This is a genomic window from Streptomyces sp. NPDC021020, from assembly GCF_044333285.1.
Classification (GTDB): domain Bacteria; phylum Actinomycetota; class Actinomycetes; order Streptomycetales; family Streptomycetaceae; genus Actinacidiphila.
Window position 1 is genome coordinate 50,697 of the sequence record NZ_JBIRQQ010000012.1, and the last position, 19,411, is coordinate 70,107.

The 19,411-nt window shown below is 74.7% G+C and carries 16 protein-coding genes; 10 read left to right on the top strand and 6 right to left on the bottom strand.

Going from position 1 to position 19,411, the window contains the following annotated elements; all coding sequences use genetic code 11:
• Positions 1 to 3 precede the first annotated feature (3 nt).
• The 6 genes from ACH4SL_RS30715 to ACH4SL_RS30740 are packed head-to-tail and all read right to left on the bottom strand — an operon-like array spanning position 4 to position 4,838.
• The gene (locus ACH4SL_RS30715; protein WP_398451518.1) at positions 4 to 1,071 is read right to left on the bottom strand and encodes an FAD-dependent monooxygenase; all 1,068 of its coding nucleotides are present in this window, start codon (positions 1,069 to 1,071) and stop codon (positions 4 to 6) included.
• Positions 1,071 to 1,919, bottom strand: coding sequence for a class I SAM-dependent methyltransferase (locus ACH4SL_RS30720; RefSeq protein ID WP_398451520.1), 849 nt, complete (start codon positions 1,917 to 1,919; stop codon positions 1,071 to 1,073). Before ACH4SL_RS30720 ends, ACH4SL_RS30715 begins: the two co-directional genes overlap by 1 nt.
• Positions 1,919 to 2,566 carry a response regulator gene (locus ACH4SL_RS30725; protein WP_398451522.1) on the bottom strand — a complete coding sequence of 216 codons (648 nt, stop codon included), beginning with the start codon at positions 2,564 to 2,566 and terminating at the stop codon, positions 1,919 to 1,921. The genes ACH4SL_RS30720 and ACH4SL_RS30725 overlap by 1 nt, the downstream gene beginning before the upstream one ends.
• Positions 2,563 to 3,225, bottom strand: a complete 663-nt coding sequence (locus ACH4SL_RS30730; protein WP_398451524.1) for a sensor histidine kinase — start codon at positions 3,223 to 3,225, stop codon at positions 2,563 to 2,565. The genes ACH4SL_RS30725 and ACH4SL_RS30730 overlap by 4 nt, the downstream gene beginning before the upstream one ends.
• Positions 3,225 to 3,926, bottom strand: a complete 702-nt coding sequence (locus ACH4SL_RS30735; protein ID WP_398451527.1) for a class I SAM-dependent methyltransferase — start codon at positions 3,924 to 3,926, stop codon at positions 3,225 to 3,227. Before ACH4SL_RS30735 ends, ACH4SL_RS30730 begins: the two co-directional genes overlap by 1 nt.
• A 60-nt stretch (positions 3,927 to 3,986) precedes the next feature.
• Entirely contained in the window at positions 3,987 to 4,838 is an 852-nt protein-coding gene (locus tag ACH4SL_RS30740; RefSeq protein WP_398451529.1) for an SAM-dependent methyltransferase, read from the bottom strand.
• Between the two features lie 224 nt (positions 4,839 to 5,062).
• On the opposite strand from ACH4SL_RS30740, the gene ACH4SL_RS30745 reads away from it, so the two are divergent.
• The 10 genes from ACH4SL_RS30745 to ACH4SL_RS30790 all read left to right on the top strand — a co-directional run.
• Positions 5,063 to 5,311, top strand: a complete 249-nt coding sequence (locus ACH4SL_RS30745; protein ID WP_398451531.1) for an acyl carrier protein — start codon at positions 5,063 to 5,065, stop codon at positions 5,309 to 5,311.
• Between the two features lie 8 nt (positions 5,312 to 5,319).
• The gene (locus ACH4SL_RS30750) at positions 5,320 to 6,612 is read left to right on the top strand and encodes a beta-ketoacyl-[acyl-carrier-protein] synthase family protein (RefSeq protein ID WP_398451533.1); all 1,293 of its coding nucleotides are present in this window, start codon (positions 5,320 to 5,322) and stop codon (positions 6,610 to 6,612) included.
• Entirely contained in the window at positions 6,609 to 7,865 is a 1,257-nt protein-coding gene (locus ACH4SL_RS30755; protein WP_398451535.1) for a beta-ketoacyl synthase N-terminal-like domain-containing protein, read from the top strand. Before ACH4SL_RS30750 ends, ACH4SL_RS30755 begins: the two co-directional genes overlap by 4 nt.
• A gap of 249 nt (positions 7,866 to 8,114) precedes the next feature.
• Positions 8,115 to 8,735: a LuxR C-terminal-related transcriptional regulator gene (locus tag ACH4SL_RS30760; RefSeq protein WP_398451537.1), complete on the top strand. Its 621-nt coding sequence runs from the start codon at positions 8,115 to 8,117 to the stop codon at positions 8,733 to 8,735.
• A gap of 313 nt (positions 8,736 to 9,048) precedes the next feature.
• Entirely contained in the window at positions 9,049 to 9,696 is a 648-nt protein-coding gene (locus ACH4SL_RS30765) for an antibiotic biosynthesis monooxygenase (protein WP_398451539.1), read from the top strand.
• The gene (locus tag ACH4SL_RS30770) at positions 9,693 to 10,025 is read left to right on the top strand and encodes an antibiotic biosynthesis monooxygenase (protein ID WP_031518185.1); all 333 of its coding nucleotides are present in this window, start codon (positions 9,693 to 9,695) and stop codon (positions 10,023 to 10,025) included. The genes ACH4SL_RS30765 and ACH4SL_RS30770 overlap by 4 nt, the downstream gene beginning before the upstream one ends.
• The gene (locus tag ACH4SL_RS30775; RefSeq protein ID WP_398451542.1) at positions 10,022 to 10,489 is read left to right on the top strand and encodes a nuclear transport factor 2 family protein; all 468 of its coding nucleotides are present in this window, start codon (positions 10,022 to 10,024) and stop codon (positions 10,487 to 10,489) included. Before ACH4SL_RS30770 ends, ACH4SL_RS30775 begins: the two co-directional genes overlap by 4 nt.
• Entirely contained in the window at positions 10,486 to 11,418 is a 933-nt protein-coding gene (locus ACH4SL_RS30780; RefSeq protein WP_398451544.1) for an MBL fold metallo-hydrolase, read from the top strand. The genes ACH4SL_RS30775 and ACH4SL_RS30780 overlap by 4 nt, the downstream gene beginning before the upstream one ends.
• Positions 11,381 to 11,827, top strand: a complete 447-nt coding sequence (locus ACH4SL_RS30785) for an ester cyclase (protein ID WP_398451546.1) — start codon at positions 11,381 to 11,383, stop codon at positions 11,825 to 11,827. The genes ACH4SL_RS30780 and ACH4SL_RS30785 overlap by 38 nt, the downstream gene beginning before the upstream one ends.
• A 130-nt stretch (positions 11,828 to 11,957) precedes the next feature.
• Positions 11,958 to 19,411: beta-ketoacyl synthase N-terminal-like domain-containing protein (locus ACH4SL_RS30790; RefSeq protein WP_398451548.1), on the top strand; the 7,454-nt coding region annotated here is incomplete at its 3' end.

The window sequence follows — 19,411 nt, forward strand, 5'->3', positions numbered from 1 at the left end:
CGCTCAGGCGCGGCTGGGCCAGTCGACGCGGTAATCCAGCACCCAGTCCAGGGAGTTGTCGGGGAGGCCGGCGTCGAGTTTGGCCGCCGACGCGCGGGCGCCGAGGGCGACGACGGATTCGACGCGGATGCGGCGCAACTCCTCGTAGCGGGCGGGGGCTTGGGACCAGGGGAGGTCGCGCAGGCACTTGGCGAGGACCACCGCGTCCTCCAGGGCCATGGAGGAGCCCTGGCCGGAGGTGGGGGTGGTGGCGTGGGCGGCGTCGCCGAGGAGGACGAGGCGGTCGCGCTGCCAGACCGGGACGGTGGGCAGGTCGTGGGTGGCCAGCGCGTAGAGGTCGGTGTAGGTCGCGCGGATGACGTCCGCGACGAAGGGCGGGGCGGCGGCGAAGGTGTCGAGGAGGCGGGCGGTGAGGGCGGCGCGGTCCATCGCGGCCAGCTCGGCGCGGGTGGGCTCGGCGCCCCACGGGAGGTTGGCGAACCACCACACCTCGCGGCTGCCGGAGACGGTGTAGCCGAAGAATCCCTTGGGTGTGGGGACGAACTGGAGCTGCGCCGGTTCGCCGGGGGCGTCCACGCCGGAGGCGAAGCCGCCGAGGTTGAGCAGGGGTACGTAGCGGGTCCGCGGCGCGTCCGGGTCGATGAGGGTACGGGTGCGCGAGTGGATGCCGTCGCAGCCGACGAGCAGGTCGCCGGAGAGCGCGGGGCCCTCGGCGAAGCGCGCGACCACCCTGTCCGCGACGGTGTCCGCGGCGACGAGCTTGCGGTCGTGCACGATACGGGCCCCGGCCGCCGCCGCGGCCTCGCGCAGCACCCGGTAGAGCCCGGCCCGGCGGATCGGCGCGAAGCCCGAGGGCCCGGCCGCGCCCGCGAGCGACTCGCGCAGCACCGCCTCCTTCAGGCCCAGAACGTCCAGCGCGGCAAGGCCGTTGGGGGCGAGCATGACCCACAGCCCGGCGTCCTTGTCCTCGGCCGGGCGCGCCTCGCAGACGGTGACCTCCGCGCCGATCGACCGCAGTGCGACAGCGGTGGCCGGACCGGCCACCCCGCCGCCGATGACCAGGGCGTGCATCACTGGCTCCTCTCGTCGTGGGTGGTGCGGGCGTGCACGATGCGGCCGCCGAACAGGTCGGGCAGCGCCGGGTCGAGGTCGTAGCGCGTCACGCAGTCCCGCCAGCCGACGTCGACGATGCTGCCGAAGCCCGCGTCGGCCAGCTCCGCGGCGATCTCCGGCGGGGTGAAGAACGACCGCCACGGCTCGCCCATCCGGGCCATGGCCTCGGCCTGCGCGGCGAGCGCGGGCCTGCGGTGCGGGGGCAGCGCGGCGGCGGGCTGGTTGTAGTCGAAGACCAGCTCGGCGGGCGCGGGCAGGCCCGCGACGAAGCGCGCGGTGTCCAGCAGCGCCTCCCGCTCCAGATACGGCGCCACCCCGAGCAGCAGGAAGAACGCCGGTGCGGCGCGGTCGAACCCGGCGGCCACGAGCGCCGACTCGGCGGTCTGCTCGGCGAAGTCGGCCGGGCAGAAGACGACCGTGTCGGGGACGTCGATACCGGCCGCCGCGAGCCGCTCCCGCTTCCACACCTGCGTGGCGGGCAGGTCGACCTCGAAGACCCGCAGTGCGGGATTGCGGTTGCGGTAGGCGAAGGTGTCCAGGCCCGCCCCGAGGATGACCACCTGCCGGGTGCGGGCCGCGGCGAGCAGCGCGTCCTCCGCCACCCGGTGGCGCAGCGCCATGAACAGCCGCACCTCGGCGGGCATGCCGTGCGGGGTGCCGCCCGCGGGTCTGCCCGGCCCGGCGGCGGCCGGCAGGATGCGCGCCGCCAGCGGGTCGGCGAAGACCCGCGGCGAGTCCGCCGTCTGGTGGGCGGCGCGGGCGTGCGCCGAACTCATCGCGGTGCGGCTGGGCCGGCCCGTCTGCATCAGCGCTCTCCTCCTGCCGTGGTCAGCCGCAACCGCCGTGCGTGGCTGATCAGTTCGGCCCGGCGGCTGACGCCGAGCTTGACCTTGATCGAGGCCCGCTGGGCCTCGACGGTGCGGACGGACAGGCCCAGTTCGTCGGCGATCTGCGGGTGGGTGAGGCCGTCGGCGATCAGGCCCAGCACCTCCCGCTCGCGGCGGCTGAGCGGCCCTTCGGGGCTCGCGGTGCGGTCCAGCAGGGCCGCGCCGAGGGCGGGTTGGAGGTAGCGGCCGCCGGCGGCGAGCGCGTCGACGGCGGCGACGAGCTCCTCGGCGGCGGCGTCCTTGGGCAGGAAGCCGTGGGCCCCGGCGGCGAGCGCGTCGCGCGCGGAGTCCAGGTCGTTGCGCATGGTCAGGACGAGCACCCGGGTGGCCGGGGACAGCGCCCGTACGGTCGGCAGGACGGGCAGGCTCGGGGCGCCGAGGAAGCTCAGGTCGAGCAGCAGCACGTCGGGGCGGTGCGTGCGGACCTGCGCGACGGTGCCGGGCAGGTCGGCGGCCTCACCGGCGATGCGGTAGCGCTCGCCGTCCAGCAGCGTGCGGATGCCGTAGCGGACGACGGGGTGGTCGTCGCAGACGAGGATGCTCGGCGCGGGCCCGGGGCGGTTCATCGCCGGGACCTCCCGTCGGGGGCGGGGCGCGGCTCCCTGGGCAGCGAGAGCGTCAGCGAGGTGCCGTCGCCGCCGGACCGCACGGCCAGATAGCCGCCCGCTGCCCGCGCCCGCGCGTAGCTCGCGCCGAGCCCGAAGTGGGCCCGGGGGGCGGTGCCTTGGGCGGGCTGGAAGCCGTGGCCGTCGTCCGAGACCACGCACACCAGGCGGCTGCGCGAGGACGCCAGCGACACCCACGCGTGCGCGGCGCCGCTGTGCCGGGCGGTGTTGTGCAGGGCCTCGCGCACGATCCGGTACGCGACCAGGTCGTTGCCCGCCCAACTGCCCGACGCGGTGGTGTGGTTGTCGACGCGGATCCGCACGCCGGTCGCCGACTGCAGGTGCGCGGCGGTCGCGGCGAGCGCGCTGGGCAGGTCCTGGTGCGCGGGTACGTCCGGCTCGGCGGCGGGCTCCACGGGGCCCGGCTGCGCGGCCCCCGCGATGAGCCGCCGCAGCCCCGCGATCTCGCCGTCCAGCAACTCCCGCAACTCCTCGCCCACTTCACGGGGCAGCGGGCCGGCCCCCGCGAGGGCCCGGCCCAGCCGGATGCGGGCGACGGCCAGGCCCTGGAGCACCCCGTCGTGCAACACCTGCGCCGGTACGGCCGGTTCGCCGCTCATCACGCCCCCGGGTGGCGCGCGGCGAACAGGCAGATCGTCCCGGAGCGGACCGTCTCGACATCGGTGAAGCGCGCGCCGAGCTGCTCGGCGAGGTCGCCCTGCCGGTCGTCGAGGTTGCTGAAGACCTCGCTGCGGTTGAGCTTGGCCAGCAGCTTGCCGGAGCGCTTGCTGTGGTGCGGGCCCAGGCCCAGCACGGTCGCGCCGAACACCCGCGCGCCGGGGCGCAGATGGGGCGTGACGTGGTCGAAGACCACCGCCTTCTGCGCCATCGTGCCCGGCAGGCAGTGCAGCAGGAAGTTCATGCCGACCGAGTCGAAGCGCGCGCCGCGCAGCGTGTCGAAGGGCTGGAAGGCGTCACCGGTGCGGATCTCGGGGCGGTAGCGCCGGATGCGGTGCGCGGCCGTCGCGAGGACGACCTCGTTGAGGTCGAGCAGGGTGATCGACGGGGATTCCACCGGAAATCTGCATTTGTCCATGAACCATCCGGTGCCCGGCCCGATATCGAGATGCGCGGCCCCGGCGTGGCGGTTGTAGTGTGCGAGCATTCTGCCGCGCGGGCAGCGCCACATGAAGCGGCTCATCATGCCGAGCACGAAGAGGTCGTACGCGGCGAGCATGGGCCGCCGATAGGACTCGGCACCCGCCTGAATGCGCTCCTGCGTCGGTTCGGAAAGTTCGGTCTGCGCGCGGTTCGATTCCATGGCAGTCAATCCCTCGGCGTCCTCGTCGGCATCCTGTGCGGGTCCTCCGGCCCGGCCGCGTCAGACGCGGGTCGCGGTGACGAACTGGCCGCCCGGCAGCCGCTTGTCGGGCCGCCCGTAGCGCGCCCCGAGCTCACCGCGGTCGGTCACGTGCAGGCTCCAGCCCTGCGACGCCACCCAGTCCCGCCCCTCCGGGCCGAGGCCGCCGCGCACCATCGCGCTGATCCGGTCCGCGCCCGGCGTGCTGAGGGCGGCGTCCTTGGCCCGCGGGTCGGGGCCGGCCTTGTCGGAGTGCTCGAAGACGAGCCTGCTGCCCGGCGCGGACAGCCGCCCGACGTCCCCGACGACCTTCCGCGCCTGCTCGCCGGTGAGGTACGGCAGCACGCCCTCGGCGACCCACGCGGTGGGCCGGGCGGGGTCGAAGGCGTGCCCGGCGAGCCGGGCGGCGAAGTCCTCGCGCAGGTCGGCGCGTACGGCGGTGCGGGAGCGGGCGGTCGGCTGCGCGCCCGCGGCGGCGAGCACCGCGTCCTTGAAGCCGAAGACGGACGGGGTGTCGACCTCGTACACGTCCGCGTCCGGCACCGGCAGCCGGAAGGCGCGCGCGTCGAGCCCGGCGCCGAGGATGACGACCTGCCGGCAGCCGGCGGCCACCGCCTCGCACACGTAGTCGTCGATGAAGCGCGTGCGGACGACCCCGCGGGAGTAGAACAGGTCGACCCACGCCTCCAGCGAGGGCCACTCGCCCGGCTCCAGCACGTCCTTGGCCGCGTCCACGAACCCCTGCGCGTAGGGGTCGTGGAACATCCGGTCGGGGCGGGCGGATTCCAGCGCCCTGGCCATCGCGACCGCGACCGAGGTGACCCCGGCGCCGGCCGGCGCCGCGGATACGGAGGCCGCTGCTGACGAGTCCATTACCGTCTCCTCGCAATCGGGAAATCAATTGACGCCAGTGAAGCACCGGCCCGGAAATTGCGTCAATAATTCCTCCGGTCGGCGAAAGCTCGTCCCCGAGGATGGGCGGGCCTCGTTCTCGGGTATGAGCCGATTTAGTTCTCTGGGCTGAAGATATTCCTGCCGGATATTGCGTAACCTGAGTCGCCGGGTTCCGTTGCTGTAAATGTGAAAGGGGAATCGCTGTGCCGACATTCACAATTAACGAGCTGATGGAGATCCTGGTCGTCAAAACCGGGCTGCCCCGCTCCGCGGTGACCGCCGACCCCGGCGCCACGCTCGGCGACGTCGACCTCGACTCGCTGGCGCAGCTCCAGGTCAGGGCGGAGATCGAGGACCGCTACGGGATCGCGCTGGAGGACGAGCACGCCCACGCGACCTTCGGCGAGCTGGTGGCGCTGGTCAACGAGGGACTGAGCGAGCGGGCACGATGAGCGGCCCCGTGGCCGGCCCTCCGGGCGGCGGACGGCGGATCGTGGTGACCGGGATCGGGGTGGTCGCCCCCGGCGGGGCCACCCGCAAGGCGTTCTGGCAGATGCTCACCGAGGGGCGCACCGCCACCCGGCGGATCTCGCTGTTCAACCCCGCGCAGTTCCGCTCCCAACTGGCGGCGGAGGTCGACTTCGACCCGCTGGCCGCCGGCCTGACCCGGCAGGAGGTCTTCCGCAACGACCGCTCCGTGCAGTTCGCGCTGGTCGCCGCCGACGAGGCGGTGGCCGACTCCGGCCTGGAGCTGGACACCGAGGGACCCGGCGGTGTCGACCACGACCGGATGGCGGTGTGCCTGGGCAGCGCGGTCGGCGCGAGCACCCGGCTGGAGGACGAGTACGTGGTGGCGAGCGACGGCGGCCGCAACTGGCTCGTCGACCCGCACTTCGCCTCCGACTTCCTCTACCAGGCGTGGATCCCCAGCAGCCTCGCGGCCGAGGTCGCCTTCCGCTACGGGGCGCACGGCCCGGCGTCGGTGATCTCCACCGGCTGCACCTCGGGTATCGACGCGATCGGCCAGGCGTACCAGCTCATCCAGGACGACATGGCCGACATCGTGCTCGCCGGCGCCAGCGACGCGCCCATCACCCCCATCTCCATGGCCTGCTTCGACGCGATCGGCGCCACCAGCACCCGCAACGACGACCCCGCGCACGCCTCCCGCCCCTTCGACGCCACGCGCGACGGCTTCGTGATGGGCGAGGGCTCCGCGGTGCTCGTCCTGGAGGAGTACGAGCACGCCCGGCGGCGGGACGCGCACGTCTACGCCGAGATCCGCGGCTACGCCAACCGCTGCAACGCCTTCCACATGACCGGACTGCGCCCGGACGGCGCGGAGATGGCGGTCGCCATCCGCAGCGCGCTGGACCAGGCCCGGCTGGACCCCACCGCGCTGGACTACGTCAACGCGCACGGCTCCGGCACCCAGCAGAACGACCGGCACGAGACCGCCGCCTTCAAGGCGAGCCTCGGCGAGCACGCCTACCGGGTGCCGGTCAGCTCCATCAAGTCCATGGTCGGGCACTCGCTCGGCGCGATCGGCTCCATCGAGGTGGCCGCGACCGCGCTGGCGATCGAGCACGACGTCGTGCCGCCCACCGCCAACTACGGCCGGCCCGACCCGCTGTGCGACCTCGACTACGTGCCCAACACCGCGCGCGACCACCGGGTGGCCGCGGCGCTGTCGGTCGGCAGCGGCTTCGGCGGCTTCCAGTCGGCCGTCGTCCTCACGGCGGTGGACCGGTGACCGCCGTGATCACCGGCCTCGGCGTGGTGGCGCCGACCGGCGTCGGCGCCGCCGACCACTGGCGTGCGACGCTCGCGGGTGAACTGGCCGTGCGCCCCGTCGAGTCCTTCGACGCGAGCGGCTACGCCACGCAACTTGCCGGGCAGATCGCCGACTTCGACGTGGCGGAGCACGTACCGGGCCGCCTCGCGATCCAGACCGACCGCTGGACGTGGCTCGCCTTCGCCGCGACCGCGATGGCCCTCGCCGACGCGGGCTACGACCCCGCCGCGCACGACCCGTACGCCACCTCCGTGATCCTCGGCAGCGGTTCGGGCGGCAACGAATTCGGGCAGCGCGAGATCCAGGCGCTGTGGAGCCGCGGCCGCAAGGCGGTCGGCGTCTACCAGTCGATCGCCTGGTTCTATGCCGCGAGCACCGGCCAACTCGCCATCCACCACGGCACGAAGGGCCCCTGCGGGGTGCTGGTCGCGGACGCCGCGTCCGGCCTCGACAGCCTCGGCTGGGCAGAGCGCGCGATCCGCCGCGGCACCGGCGCCGTGCTCGCGGGGGGCACCGAGGCGCCGATCGCCCCGTACGCGCTGACCGCCCAGATGGCCGGCGGCAAGCTCTCCACCGCGACCGACCCCAGGGCCGGCTACAAGCCCTTCGACCGCGCGGCGGCCGGCCATGTCCCGGGCGAGGGCGGCGCGGTGCTGCTGGTCGAGGACGAGCAGGCGGTACGCGCCAGGTCCGGGCCCGCCGGCTACGCCACCCTCGCCGGTTACGCTGCCACCCACGACGCCCACCACTACCGGGAGACCGCGCCGGACGGCCGGCAGTACGCCCGCGCGATCGAACTCGCCGTCCAGCATGCCGGGTTGGAGCCCTCCGACATCGACATGGTGCTCGCCGACGGCGCCGGGCGCCCGGACGCCGACGCAGCCGAGGCGGCCGCGCTGCGCGCCGTCTTCGGCCCGTTCGGTGTGCCCGTCACCGCCCCGCAGGGCCTGGCCGGGCGGCTGCTCGCGGGCGGCTCCGCGCTCAACGTCGCCACGGCGCTGCTGGCGATGCGGGCCGGGGTGATCCCGCCGGTCGGCAATCTCGACGACCCGGACCCGGCGTACGGCCTCGACCTCGTCCGCGCCCCGCGCGAACGCCCGCTGCGGGCGGTGCTGGTCGCCGCGCGCGGCCACGGCGGCTTCAACAGCGCGCTGGTGCTGCGCGGCCGGCCGCCGCACGGCACGGACGGCCCTGCCACCGGGGGGAGATGAGCCGACACCGTCGGACCCGGGACGGGCAGTACCGGTATTCGGTGCAAGTGCGCTTGGCGCCGAGTACATCGGCTCCACTGATTACGCGTGCGCGCCGAAGGGGAGCCACCTGCGGATGGCAGTGCTGTCTGTTCCACAAATCCACAGATGGTTTATCACTCTGCGGGGGTCTCGATGGACATTGTACGTGGTTTAGACGATTTGTTGCCTGTCGCAGTTTGCGGTGGCCCTGGCGTGTACCGGGCAGGAATGATGGCGGTTCTGTGCGGTATCCCGGGTATCGACGTCGTCGTGGAATTCGACACCGAGAGTTATAGTCCCAGGCTGTTGCGGGACCATCGGCCACGCGTCCTGCTGATGGACCTGGACGGCTTCGCCGTCGAGGACCTGCTCGCGCGGCAGCTGGTCAGCCAGACCGACGGGCTGGGCGTCAAGGTCCTCGCGCTGTCCGCGAGCCTGGACGCGGGCACCGCGATCAAGGTGCTGCTGGGCGGCGCCCAGGGCTTCCTGCACAAGGACACCCCCGTGCAGGTCCTGGTCGACGCGATACGCGCCGTCGACCGCGGCGGCGTCGCCCTCGACCCGCAGGTGGCCGGCGAACTGGTCAGCACCCTGCGCTACAACGTCCCCAACGAGACCCCGGCGGGACCGGGCGACACGGTCAAACTCACCCCGCGGCAGCGGCAGATCCTCGGCCTGATCGGCCACGGGCTGACCAACGTCGAGATCGCCGACCAGCTCCAGCTGGGCCGGCCCACCGTGAAGACGCACATCTCCTCGCTGCTGCGGGCGCTCGATCTGCGCGACCGCACGCAGCTCGCGGTGTACGCCTGCACGCACGGCTTCCGCACGCCCGCGGCGGTGTCCTGACCGGACCCCGCCGCCGTCCGACCCTGCTCCACCGAGTCCGCCCCGGCGGCCGGCGCCCCGTGCGCCGGTCCCGGGGCGGGCCCGTTCCCGGTCCGCCGGGCCGCGGGTTTCCCGCAGCCCGGCCGCGGAATTCCCGCGGGATGTTCGCGGCAGAATTCCGATGCGGCGGCCGCCGCCCGGCGGCGAGGATTTCCTCATGAGCGATTCACGGGTAGGCCGGATCCGCGCCGAGGAAATAGAGCCCTATCGGGCGCGCGGCGGCCGGTTGCGCATGGTGCTCCACCCGGGTTCGGTGGGGAGCAGGTCCGGCTACATGGGAACTGCGATCCTCCGGCCCGGCGAGCATGTGGTGGAGCATTTCCACCCCTACGGCGAGGAATTCCTCTACAACATCACCGGAGATCTCCAACTGGAGGTCGAGGGCGAGAAATGGGCGGTGGGCGCCGGCGAGGGAATCTACGTCCCCATCGGGAAGCGGCACCGGCTGCGGAACGTCGGCACCACCGAGTCGCTGACCGTCTACCACATCGGCCCGCTCGCCCCGGATCCCTCGCTGGCCCACATCGACACCGAGGTGCTGGGCGCGGAGGAGTCCGGGACGGCGGCGGAGGACGGAGCCGCGGGCACCGCCCGGGTGCTGTTCGGGATGAAGGTCGCCGAGGACCGGCGGGAGGAATTCCTCGCCGCCTACGAGAAGGTCCGCTTCAGCGTCGCCGCGACCCGCGGCCACCTGCGCGACCAGATCTGCCAGGCCCCGGACGACCCGGCGAGCTGGCTCATCGTGAGCGAGTGGACGTCGCTCGCCGACTTCTTCACCTGGGAGAAGTCCGAGGAGCACAAGGAACTGGTCCGGCCGATGCGCGCCTGCTACTCCGACCCGGAATTCCGCAGCTACACCGTCGTCGCCGAGACGCTGGGCACGACGGGGCCGGCAGGGGCGGCGGCGGGGGTGCGGCCATGAGCACGATCTCCGCCGAGGACCGGCTCATGACGTACATCAACGTCTTCCACTGCACCCCGGACAAGCAGCAGGAGCTGTCCGCCGCGATCCGCAGGGAGACCGAGGACATCGTCCGGCACATGCCCGGCTTCGTCTCCGCGAACGTGCACTGCTCCGTCGACGGCACCCGGGTCACCAACTACGCCCAGTGGAGCACCCTGGCCGCCTTCCAGGAGCACATCCGCAGCGAGGCCGGCCGCGCCCTCATCACCGAGCTGCACAAGTACGCCGACAACGTGGACGTACACGTCTACCAGGTCGACTGGATCATGTCCGGCGAAGGGAAATGACGACCATGAAGACCGCCCGCGAGCTGTGGGAGGCCGTCTACCAGGCGGTCGAGGAGGTCAACGGCTTCCTGCTGTACGAGCTGTGCGACGGCGAGGTGGAGATCCGCACCGCCAGCCAGGAGACCAAGGGCGCCAAGCGGCTCGGCGACATGTTCGCCCAGCAGCGCGGCCTCTACACCGAGCTGGAGCACAAGGTCGACAGCATCGTCGAATCCGGGGACGGCACCGCGCTCGCCGTCGAGCTGACCCTCACCGGTATCCCCAACGGCACCGACACCCGGCTGACCTGGAACGTCGTCGAGGTGATCCGCGCGGACGCGGGCCGCATCGTGTCCTGGCACGCGATGCTCGACCGCACCGGCCTGATCCAGCAGATCCAGCAGCTGCACGCCGCCAAGGCGGGCGGCTCCGGCGGGCCCGGTGCGGGGAAGAGCGGCGGGGCCGGCACGTCCTGGAAGGCGTGACGGCCGTGCCGGGCGGCATACCGGGGGCCTCGCTGGAGGCCGTCCCCGAGGTCCGGGAGGTCGAGGTCGCGGACGGCGTCGTCGCGCTCGTCAACGGCGACGGCGGCGCGGGCCGGTCCAACAGCGTGCTGCTGCTCGGCGAGCCCGTCACGGTCGTCGACACCATGCTGCTGCCGGAGATGGCCGCCGCGATCCCGGCCGCGCTGGAGCGCCGCGGCCGACGCGCCGGGCTGGTCGTCAACACCCACATCCACACCGACCACATCGGCGGCAACCTGCTCTTCGACGACGTCCCCATCGTCGCCCACCCGCGCACGGTGGCCGGGATGCGCAAGATGATCGGCGAGCGCGGCCTGCCCGCCCTGCTCGCGAAGGTCATGCCCGGCTTCGCGACGCGGCTCGCCGACTGGGACAGCGTCGCCGCCGAGCCCGTACCCCCCGACGGCATCGAACGCGCCCTGCCCTCCGGGGCGAAGGTGCTCGCATTCACCGACACCCACTCGGCGGCCGACCTCGCGGTGTGGCTGCCCGCACAGAAGGTCCTGGTCAGCGGTGACCTGTGCTTCGCCGGGGTCACCCCGCTCGCGGTGCACGGCCGGGTGAGCCGCTGGCGTACGGCCCTCGACCGGCTCCTCGCGCTGCAGCCCGCGACCGTCGTCCCCGGGCACGGCAGCCCCGCCGGGATCGGCGCGCTGCACGACCTCGCCGACTACTTCGACCGGGTGCTGGCCGCCGCGCGGCTGGCGCACGCCGAGGAACTGCCCGCGGAAACGGTCTGGTCGTCGTTCGACCCCGGACCGGCAGCGGGCTGGCTCGAACCCGAGCGAACCCTCGTGAACATCCAGGTAGCCCTTGCCGAGATGACCGGCAAGCCATTCGAAGGAGAACACCGTGTCCGACAAGGTCAACGTCCGCCGCATTCTCACTGAGGCGTTCTCGAAGGGCGACACCGAGGTCCTCGACGAGCTGATGACCGAGGACTTCGTCAACCACAACGCGCCTCCCGGAATGGACACCAGCCGCGAGGGCGTCAAGTCCGTCATCAAGATCGAGCGGCAGGGCTTCCCCGACCTCAAGGCGGAGATCATCCGCGACTTCGAGGACGGTGAATACGTCATCCAGCACGTGAAGCTCACCGGCACCCACAAGGGCCTGGTCTTCGGCGCGGAGCCGACCGGCCGGGTCATCAGCTGGAACGAGATCCACATCGCGAAGGTCAGGGACGGCAAGGTCAGCGACCACTGGGCCTGCAACGACCTGCACGTCCTGATGATCCAGCTGGGCCAGATCGCCCCGCCGGACACCTCCGCCTTCCGCCGGGAGAACGCCGGTTCCTGACCGGTTCCTTACCGGTTTCCGACCGACGTCCGACCGGTCTCGCGACCGGTTTCCGACCGACGTCCGACGTCCGACCGGCTCCTTACCGGTCCCCGCGTCCCCATCCGGGATTTCGTCGAGGAGAGGCATCATGACTGACGGGTTCGCGATCATCGGACTGGCCGCGCGGCTGCCCCGGGCGGACGGGCCGTCCGGGCTGTGGCGGCTGCTGCGCTCGGGCGGCGACGCGGTCACCGACCCGCCGCCGGGGCGTACGGCCACCCGGCGCGGTGCGTTCCTCGACGACGTCCCGGGGGAGGCGGGGGCCCCGGGGGAGCCGGGGGAGCCGGGGGGTACAGCTCCCGTACCCATCCCCGCGATCCACGCCTTCGACGCCGGCTTCTTCGGGATCTTCCCGCGGGAGGCCGCGGCCATGGACCCGCACCAGCGGCTCGTCATGGAGCTGGGCTGGGAGGCGCTGGAGCGGGCCGGGCTCACCGCGGAGCGGCTGGCCGGCACGCACACCGGGGTGTTCGTGTCCGCGCCCGCCGAGTCCGCGCCCCCCACCGCGCCCGACCACTACACCTTCACCGGCCGCCAGCGCAGCATGATCGCCAACCGGCTCTCGTACGCGCTCGGCCTGCACGGGCCGAGCCTCACCGTCGACACCGGGCAGTCCTCGTCGCTCGTCGCCGTGCACCTGGCGGTGCAGTCGCTGCGCAGCGGCGAGTGCGACCTCGCGGTGGCGGGCGGCGCCGCGCTCATGCTCGCGCCCGACGCGCACGTGGGCCTCGCCGAGATGGGTGTGCTGTCGCCCGACGCGCGCTGCCACGTCTTCGACCGGCGCGCCAACGGCTTCGTCCGCGGCGAGGGCGGCGGCCTCGTCGTCCTCAAGCGGCTCGCGGACGCACTCGCGGACGGCGACCGCATCGCCGCGGTCGTCGCGGGCAGCGCCGTCAACAACGACGGCCGCACGAACGGACTTACGGCCCCCAGCGCGGCCGCCCAGCAGGAACTCCTCACCCGCGCCTACCGGCAGGCCGGGATCGACCCCGGCGCCGTCCAGTACGTCGAACTCCACGGCACGGGAACGGCGGTGGGCGACCCCGTCGAGGCCACCGCGCTCGGCGGCGCGCTCGGCACCGCCCCGACCCGCACCGCGCCGCTGCTCGTCGGCTCGGTCAAGACCAACATCGGCCACCTCGACACGGCGGCGGGCATCGCGGGCCTGCTCAAGACCGTCCTGAGCCTCCAGCACCGCGAGCTGCCCGCGAGCCTCCACTTCACCGAGCCCAACCCGGCGATCGACCTCGCGGCCCTGAACCTCCGCGTCAACGCCGCGTATCGTCCCTGGCCGGACGGCCCTGCCCTCGCCGGCGTCAGCTCCTTCGGCCTCGGCGGCACGAACTGCCACGTCATCCTCACGGAGGCGCCTCCCGCGCCGTCGCGTGTCCTCTCGGGCCCCGACGTGATCCCCTGGGTGCTCTCGGCGAAGTCGCCGGGCGCCCTGCGCGCCCAGGCCCGCCGCCTGCTCGCGGAAGCGCTCCACCACGACCCGCTGGACACCGCCTACTCCCTCGCCCTGACCCGCACGTCCTTCCCCGTCCGCGCGGTGGTCCTCGGCCGCGACACCGCGGAACTCGTTTCGGGCCTTGAAGAGTTGGCGGCATCGGATGACCCGTCCGGGACGTACGGCCGGGGTCCGTCGCCGGAGGCCACCGCCTTCCTGTCGGGCGCGGCCCCCGACTGGGCACTCATCTTCGCGGGCACGGGCGCCCGGTCGGTGGAGCTGCCGACGTACGCGTTCGAACGCCGGTCGTACGGGGTGCCGTCCGGTGGTGGCGGGGCGCTGGGTGCGGCGTCGGCGCCGCCTGAGGGAGAGGGTGCGGCGGTTCGCTCGGGGGAGGAGGCGCCGCCGCCGTCCGGTGCCGGTCGCCCGCCGGTGCCGCCTGCTCCTGCCGTGTCCGGGGACGCACTCCTGGGCACCGTACGGGCCGAGGTCGCCGTCCAGTTGGGGTACGCGGAGGCCAACGCGGTGCCGCGCGACCGGAGTTTCAAGGACCTCGGCTTCGGTTCGCTCGCGCTCGTCGAACTCACCGAACGGCTCACCGAGGTGCTCGGGCGGCAGGTCGACGCGACCGAGGCCTTCGACTTCCCGACGCCCGCGGCGCTCGCGGAGCGGCTGGCGCAGACCGCGGCCCCGGCGGTCGGCAGTCTCGCGCCTGCGGGCGGCGACTCCGCCGACGCCGCCGCCGGCGGTTCGGGCGACAGCGGCGCCGCCGACGAGCACCAGGCCCTCGGCGGGTCGACGACCCGCGGGGGCTCCGCGGTGGACAGCCGTACGGCGGCGGCCGGTTCGCCTACGGGAAGCTCGGCTGTGCGCGAGGCCCCCGCCGGGGACCGGCGACACAACGGCCCAGCGCCCAACGGCAGTTACGCGCCCGACGCGGCGGACGGCGACGCCGTCGCCATCGTCGGGATCGGCTGCCGCTACCCCGGCGGCATCGCCTCCGCCGCCGACCTGTGGGAGGTCGCGGCGGGCGGCCGCGACGTCATCTCGGGCTTCCCCACCGACCGCGGCTGGGATCTGGCCCGGCTGTACGACCCCGACCCCGACCGCGCCGGGACCACGTACGTCCGCGAGGGCGGCTTCCTCGACGACGTCGCCGGCTTCGACGCGGGCTTCTTCGGGATCAGCCCGAGCGAGGCCCTCGCGATGGACCCGCAGCAGCGGCTGCTGCTCGAAGTGACGTGGGAGGCCCTGGAGAACGCGGGCGTCGACCCGCACACGCTCGCCGGGAGCCGGACGGGCGCCTTCGTCGGGATGTACGGCTGGGATTCCGCCGACTCCGTTGAGGGCTACCGCATCACGGGCGGCCTCTCGGCGGTCGCGTCGGGCCGGCTCGCGTACGCGCTCGGCCTGGAGGGGCCCGCGGTGACCCTCGACACCGCGTGCTCGTCCTCGCTCGTGGCCCTGCACCTGGCGTGCCGGTCGCTGCGCGCGGGCGAGACCGACCTCGTCCTCGCGGGCGGCGCGACCGTGATGTCCACGCCGCGCGTCTTCCTCGAATTCGCCCGCCAGCGCGGGCTTTCGCCGGACGCCCGCTGCAAGTCCTTCGCGGCGGCCGCGGACGGCACGGCCTGGGCGGAGGGCGTCGGCGTCGTCGTCCTGGAACGCCTCGCCGACGCCCGCCGCAACGGCCACGAGGTGCTGGCCCTGGTGCGCGGCACCGCCATGAACCAGGACGGCGCGTCCAACGGCCTGACGGCCCCCAACGGCCCCTCCCAGCAACGCGTCATCCGCGCCGCGCTGGCCGACGCGGCGCTCACCTCGGCGGACGTCGACGTCGTCGAGGCCCACGGCACCGGCACCGCCCTCGGCGACCCGATCGAGGCCCACGCGCTGCTCGCCACGTACGGCCAGGACCGCCCGCGCGGGCGGGCGCTGCTGCTCGGCTCCCTGAAGTCCAACATCGGCCACGCGCAGGCCGCGGCGGGCATGGCGGGCGTGATCAAGATGGTCGCGGCGATGCGGTACGGCGTGGTGCCGCCCACCCTCCACGTCGACACCCCCACCCCCCACGTCAACTGGTCCACCGGCGCCGTCCGCCTCGCCACCCGCCCCGAGCCCTGGCCCCCCGCCGCCCACCCCCGCCGCTCGGCGGTCTCCTCCTTCGGCATCTCCGGCACGAACGCCCACGCCATCCTCGAACAGCCCCCGGCCCCGACGGTGTTGCCCCCTGACGAAGCCCCCGCCGAGCCCTCCTGGCCCGCCCTCCCCTGGGTCCTGTCCGCGCAATCCCCAGAGGCCCTCCGCGGCCAGGCGGCGCGCCTCCTGGCGCACATCTCAGGCCCGAGGAACGCCCCGCCGCCGGGCGCGGTGCCGGCGGCGCCTTCCGTGGTGGTCGGGGACGGTTCGTCGGCGTCGCCCGCCGTGGGTGCTGGCGAGGCGTCGCCGGTCGTCCCCGCGGTGGATGCCGCGGTCGCCGGGTCCGCTCGGGCCGTCACCGCGCGCCCTGGGCTTGCGTCGGTGGTCGCGGATGGTTCGGCGGGTGCTGTGCCTGGTCGGGACGCCGCTGGGGAGTCCGCGGACTCCGCGTTCGCGGCGCCTTCCACCGCGCTCGGGGACGGTTCGTCGGCGTCGCCCGCCGCGGGTGCTGGCGACGCGTCGCCCGTCGTCCCCGTGGTGGATGCCGCGGCCGCGGTGCCCGCCCAGGTCGCCGCGCGCCCCGGGCGTGCGTCGGTGGTCGCGGACGGTTCGGCGGCCGCCTTGCCCGCCCGGGACGTTGCTGCGGCACGCGACGCCGCGCCCGTCGCCCCCGCGGCGGACGTCGCCCCCGCCGGGCACGGCTTCGCCCCCGCCGGGCACGGCCGGCACACCGCACGTCCCCTCGCCGTCGAAGACGGCCCCGCCGACGTGGGCCGCTCCCTCCTCACCACCCGCTCCCGCTTCGCGCACCGCGCGGTCGTCGTCGGTGGGGACCAGGCGGAGTTCGCTGCCGGGCTCGGCGCTGTCGCCGCGGGGCTGCCGGCCCCGAACGTCGTCTGCGGGGAGGCGGACGAGGAGCCGGGCAGGACGGCGTTCGTCTTTCCCGGGCAGGGCGGGCAGTGGGCCGGGATGGCGGCCGAACTCCTCGACTCCGCACCCGTGTTCGCCGCGCACATGGCGCGGTGCGCGCGAGTGGTCGACCCCCTCGTCGACTGGTCGCTGCTGGACACCGTGCGGGACGCCGCGGCCGGCGCGCGGCTGGGGCGGGCCGACGTCGTACCGCCCGCACTCTTCGCGGTGATGGTGTCGCTCGCCGAGCTGTGGCGTTCGCTCGGGGTGCGGCCGGATGCCGTCGTCGGGTCCTCACAAGGGGAGATCGCCGCCGCGTACGTCGCCGGGGCGCTGTCGCTGGAGGACGCGGGGCGGCTCGTCGTGACGCGCTCGCGGCTGCTCGCCGATGGACTCACCGGGGCGATCGCCTCGGTCGGCGCCCCGGCCGCGGAGGTCGCGCGACGACTCGGGCCCGGCCTCACGATCGCGGGCGTCAACGGGCCGAACGGCACGACCGTCGCCGGGCCCGGGGACGCGCTGGAGGCGTTCGTCGCGGAGCTGCGGGCGGCGGGCGTGCCCGCGCGGACGGTCGCGTCGATCGCCTCGCACTCGCCGCTCGTCGCCCCGCTGGAGCCGCGCTTCGCCGAGCTGTTGGACTTCGTACGGCCCAACGCCGCCGCCGTGCCGCTGTATTCGTCGGTGACGGGCGCGGTCGCCGCGGGCGAGGAGCTGACGGCCGCGTACTGGTACCGCAACTGCCGTGAGCCGGTTGCCTTCCAGTCCGCCGTCGAGGCGCTGCTCGCCGACGGCTTCACGCACTTCGTCGAGTGCTCACCGCACCCGTCGCTGGCGATGCACATCGAGCAGACCGCCGAACGGGCGTCCCGTACGGTCACGGTGACCGGCTCGCTGCGCCGCGGCGAGGGCGGCCTCGCACGCTTCCTGACCTCCGCGGCCGAGCGGTACGTACGCGGCGGCGCGGTGACGTGGACCCCGGCCTTCGGGTCCGCGGCGCGCCAAGTCCCCCTCCCGACGTACGCGTTCGCCCGCAAGCGGTACTGGCTGGAGCCGCGCCCCTCCCTCGACGCGGCCGGCCTCGGACTGACGGCCGCGGAGCACCCGCTGCTGGCGGCCGTCGCCGAAGTCCCCACCTCGGGCGCGGTGTTGCTGACCGGACGGCTCGCCCTCGCCACCCACCCCTGGCTGGCCGACCACGCGGTGTCCGGCGCCCCCCTCCTCCCGGCGACCGCCTTCCTCGACCTGGCGCTGCGCGCCGCCGCGGAGACGTCCCGCCCGGGAGTCGCCGACCTGGTGGTGCAGGCCCCGCTCGTCCTCCCGGCGGAGGGATCGGTCGCCCTCCGCGTGACGGCGGAGGAGGGCACGGTGACCGTGCACTCGCGAGGAGAGGGCGGCGCGTGGGTGGCGCACGCGCGCGGCGAACTGGCGAGCGGGGGCGCCGCGTTGGCCGAAGCGGCGCCTGGCTTCGAGCCGGGCCCGGGCGTCGTGCCCCTGACGGACGGGCCGGCTGCGGGCGGGCCCGGCGGCGAGTCGGCCGCGGGGGCCGAAGCGCTGCCCGCGCCGCCCGCCGAGTGGCCCCCCGCCGGGGCCGAGGCGATCGGCCTCGCCGACGCGTACGAGCGGCTCGCCGCCCGCGGGTACGACTACGGGCCCGCCTTCCGCGGCCTGCGCGGGCTGTGGCGGCGCGACGGCCAGGTCTTCGCGGAGGTCGCCCTTCCCGACGGCGTCGAGAGCGGCGGCTTCGGCCTGCACCCGGCGCTGCTGGACGCGGCCCTGCACGCCGTGCTGCTCACCGTCGCCGGTGAGGGGCTCGCGCTGCCCTTCTCGTGGGGCGGGGTGCGGCTGCACACGACGGGCGCGAACGCGCTGCGGGTCGCCGTCACGCCGGGCGGCGGCCCGGACGAGGTCGCCCTCGCCGCGTACGACCCCGCGGGGCGGCCCGTCCTCACCGCCGACTCCCTCGTGCTGCGCCGCCTCACGCCCGAGCAGCAGGCCGCCGTGACGCGCGCCGGGCGCCGCTCCGCGCACCGCCTGCTGGAGCTGACCTGGCCCGTCGTCGACCGGCCGCGCGCCGTGCCGGTGTCGGTGGCCGCGTGGGAGGACCTGGACCGTACGGCCCCGCTCCCGGACGCCGTGGTTTTCGACGCGAGCCCGGCTCCGTACGCCCCCGGCCCCGATGTCGTCGCCGCCACGCACGCCGCGACCCACCGCGTCCTCGCCGCCCTCCAGGACTGGCTCGCGGACGCCCGCACGGCCACCACCACCCTCCTCGTCCTCACCCGCGGCGCCGCCCAGCCCCCCGACCCCGCCGCCGCCGCGGTCCGCGGCCTGGTCCGCGCCGCCCAGGCGGAATCCCCGGGCCGCATCGTCCTGGCGGACACCGACGAGGGCGCGCAGATCGACGCCGCCTCGCTGCTGGCGACAGGCGAACCCGAACTGACCATCCGCGCGGGCACGATGCGCGCCCCACGCCTGACCCCACTCCCGGAAACGCCCCCCGAAGCGACCGCCCTCGCGACCTGGCTCACCACGACCGCCCAGGCGTCGACCCCACCACGCGACCACACCCCGCACCCCGCACCCACACGTACCGACTCCGCGCCCGGTACGCCCGCTGTCGCCCCGTACGCCCCCGCCGAGCCTCGACCGGGCGGACCTGCCACGACCCGGCGTGGCGTGCGGACCGCCGCCGAAGACCTCGCGGCCCAGCCTTCCGCCAGGCCGGCAGGCGCCGCAGCGGCGGACGTATCCGGCGCGGCCGCGCCCGCGCTGCCGCCGGGCGAGGTTGACGCGCCCGTCGGCGATGTGCCTGCCGCCCGGCCAGCAGGTGCCGCAGCCGCGGACGCCTCCGGCGGAGCCGCACGCGCGCTGCCGCCGGGTGCCACGGGCGTGCCCGCCGCCGCTCCCGTCAGCGGCCTGTCCGGCCCCGGCGCGCCCGCCACCCCCCGCCGCCCCCTCGGCGGAGCCGAGCCCGCGCTGCCGCCGGGCGAGGTTGACGCGCCCGTCGGCGATGTGCCTGCCGCCCGGCCAGCAGGTGCCGCAACCGC

Excerpts from the sequence above, each read along its gene's own strand:
- ACH4SL_RS30765 (WP_398451539.1), top strand. The coding sequence starts at position 9,049 with ATGGGAACTGCGATCCTCCGGCCCGGCGAGCATGTGGTGGAGCATTTC.
- ACH4SL_RS30725 (WP_398451522.1), bottom strand. The coding sequence starts at position 2,566 with ATGAACCGCCCCGGGCCCGCGCCGAGCATCCTCGTCTGCGACGACCAC.
- ACH4SL_RS30740 (WP_398451529.1), bottom strand. The coding sequence starts at position 4,838 with ATGGACTCGTCAGCAGCGGCCTCCGTATCCGCGGCGCCGGCCGGCGCC.
- ACH4SL_RS30735 (WP_398451527.1), bottom strand. The coding sequence starts at position 3,926 with ATGGAATCGAACCGCGCGCAGACCGAACTTTCCGAACCGACGCAGGAG.
- ACH4SL_RS30730 (WP_398451524.1), bottom strand. The coding sequence starts at position 3,225 with ATGAGCGGCGAACCGGCCGTACCGGCGCAGGTGTTGCACGACGGGGTG.
- ACH4SL_RS30760 (WP_398451537.1), top strand. The coding sequence starts at position 8,115 with ATGATGGCGGTTCTGTGCGGTATCCCGGGTATCGACGTCGTCGTGGAA.
- ACH4SL_RS30720 (WP_398451520.1), bottom strand. The coding sequence starts at position 1,919 with ATGCAGACGGGCCGGCCCAGCCGCACCGCGATGAGTTCGGCGCACGCC.
- ACH4SL_RS30770 (WP_031518185.1), top strand. The coding sequence starts at position 9,693 with ATGAGCACGATCTCCGCCGAGGACCGGCTCATGACGTACATCAACGTC.
- ACH4SL_RS30715 (WP_398451518.1), bottom strand. The coding sequence starts at position 1,071 with ATGCACGCCCTGGTCATCGGCGGCGGGGTGGCCGGTCCGGCCACCGCT.
- ACH4SL_RS30775 (WP_398451542.1), top strand. The coding sequence starts at position 10,022 with ATGACGACCATGAAGACCGCCCGCGAGCTGTGGGAGGCCGTCTACCAG.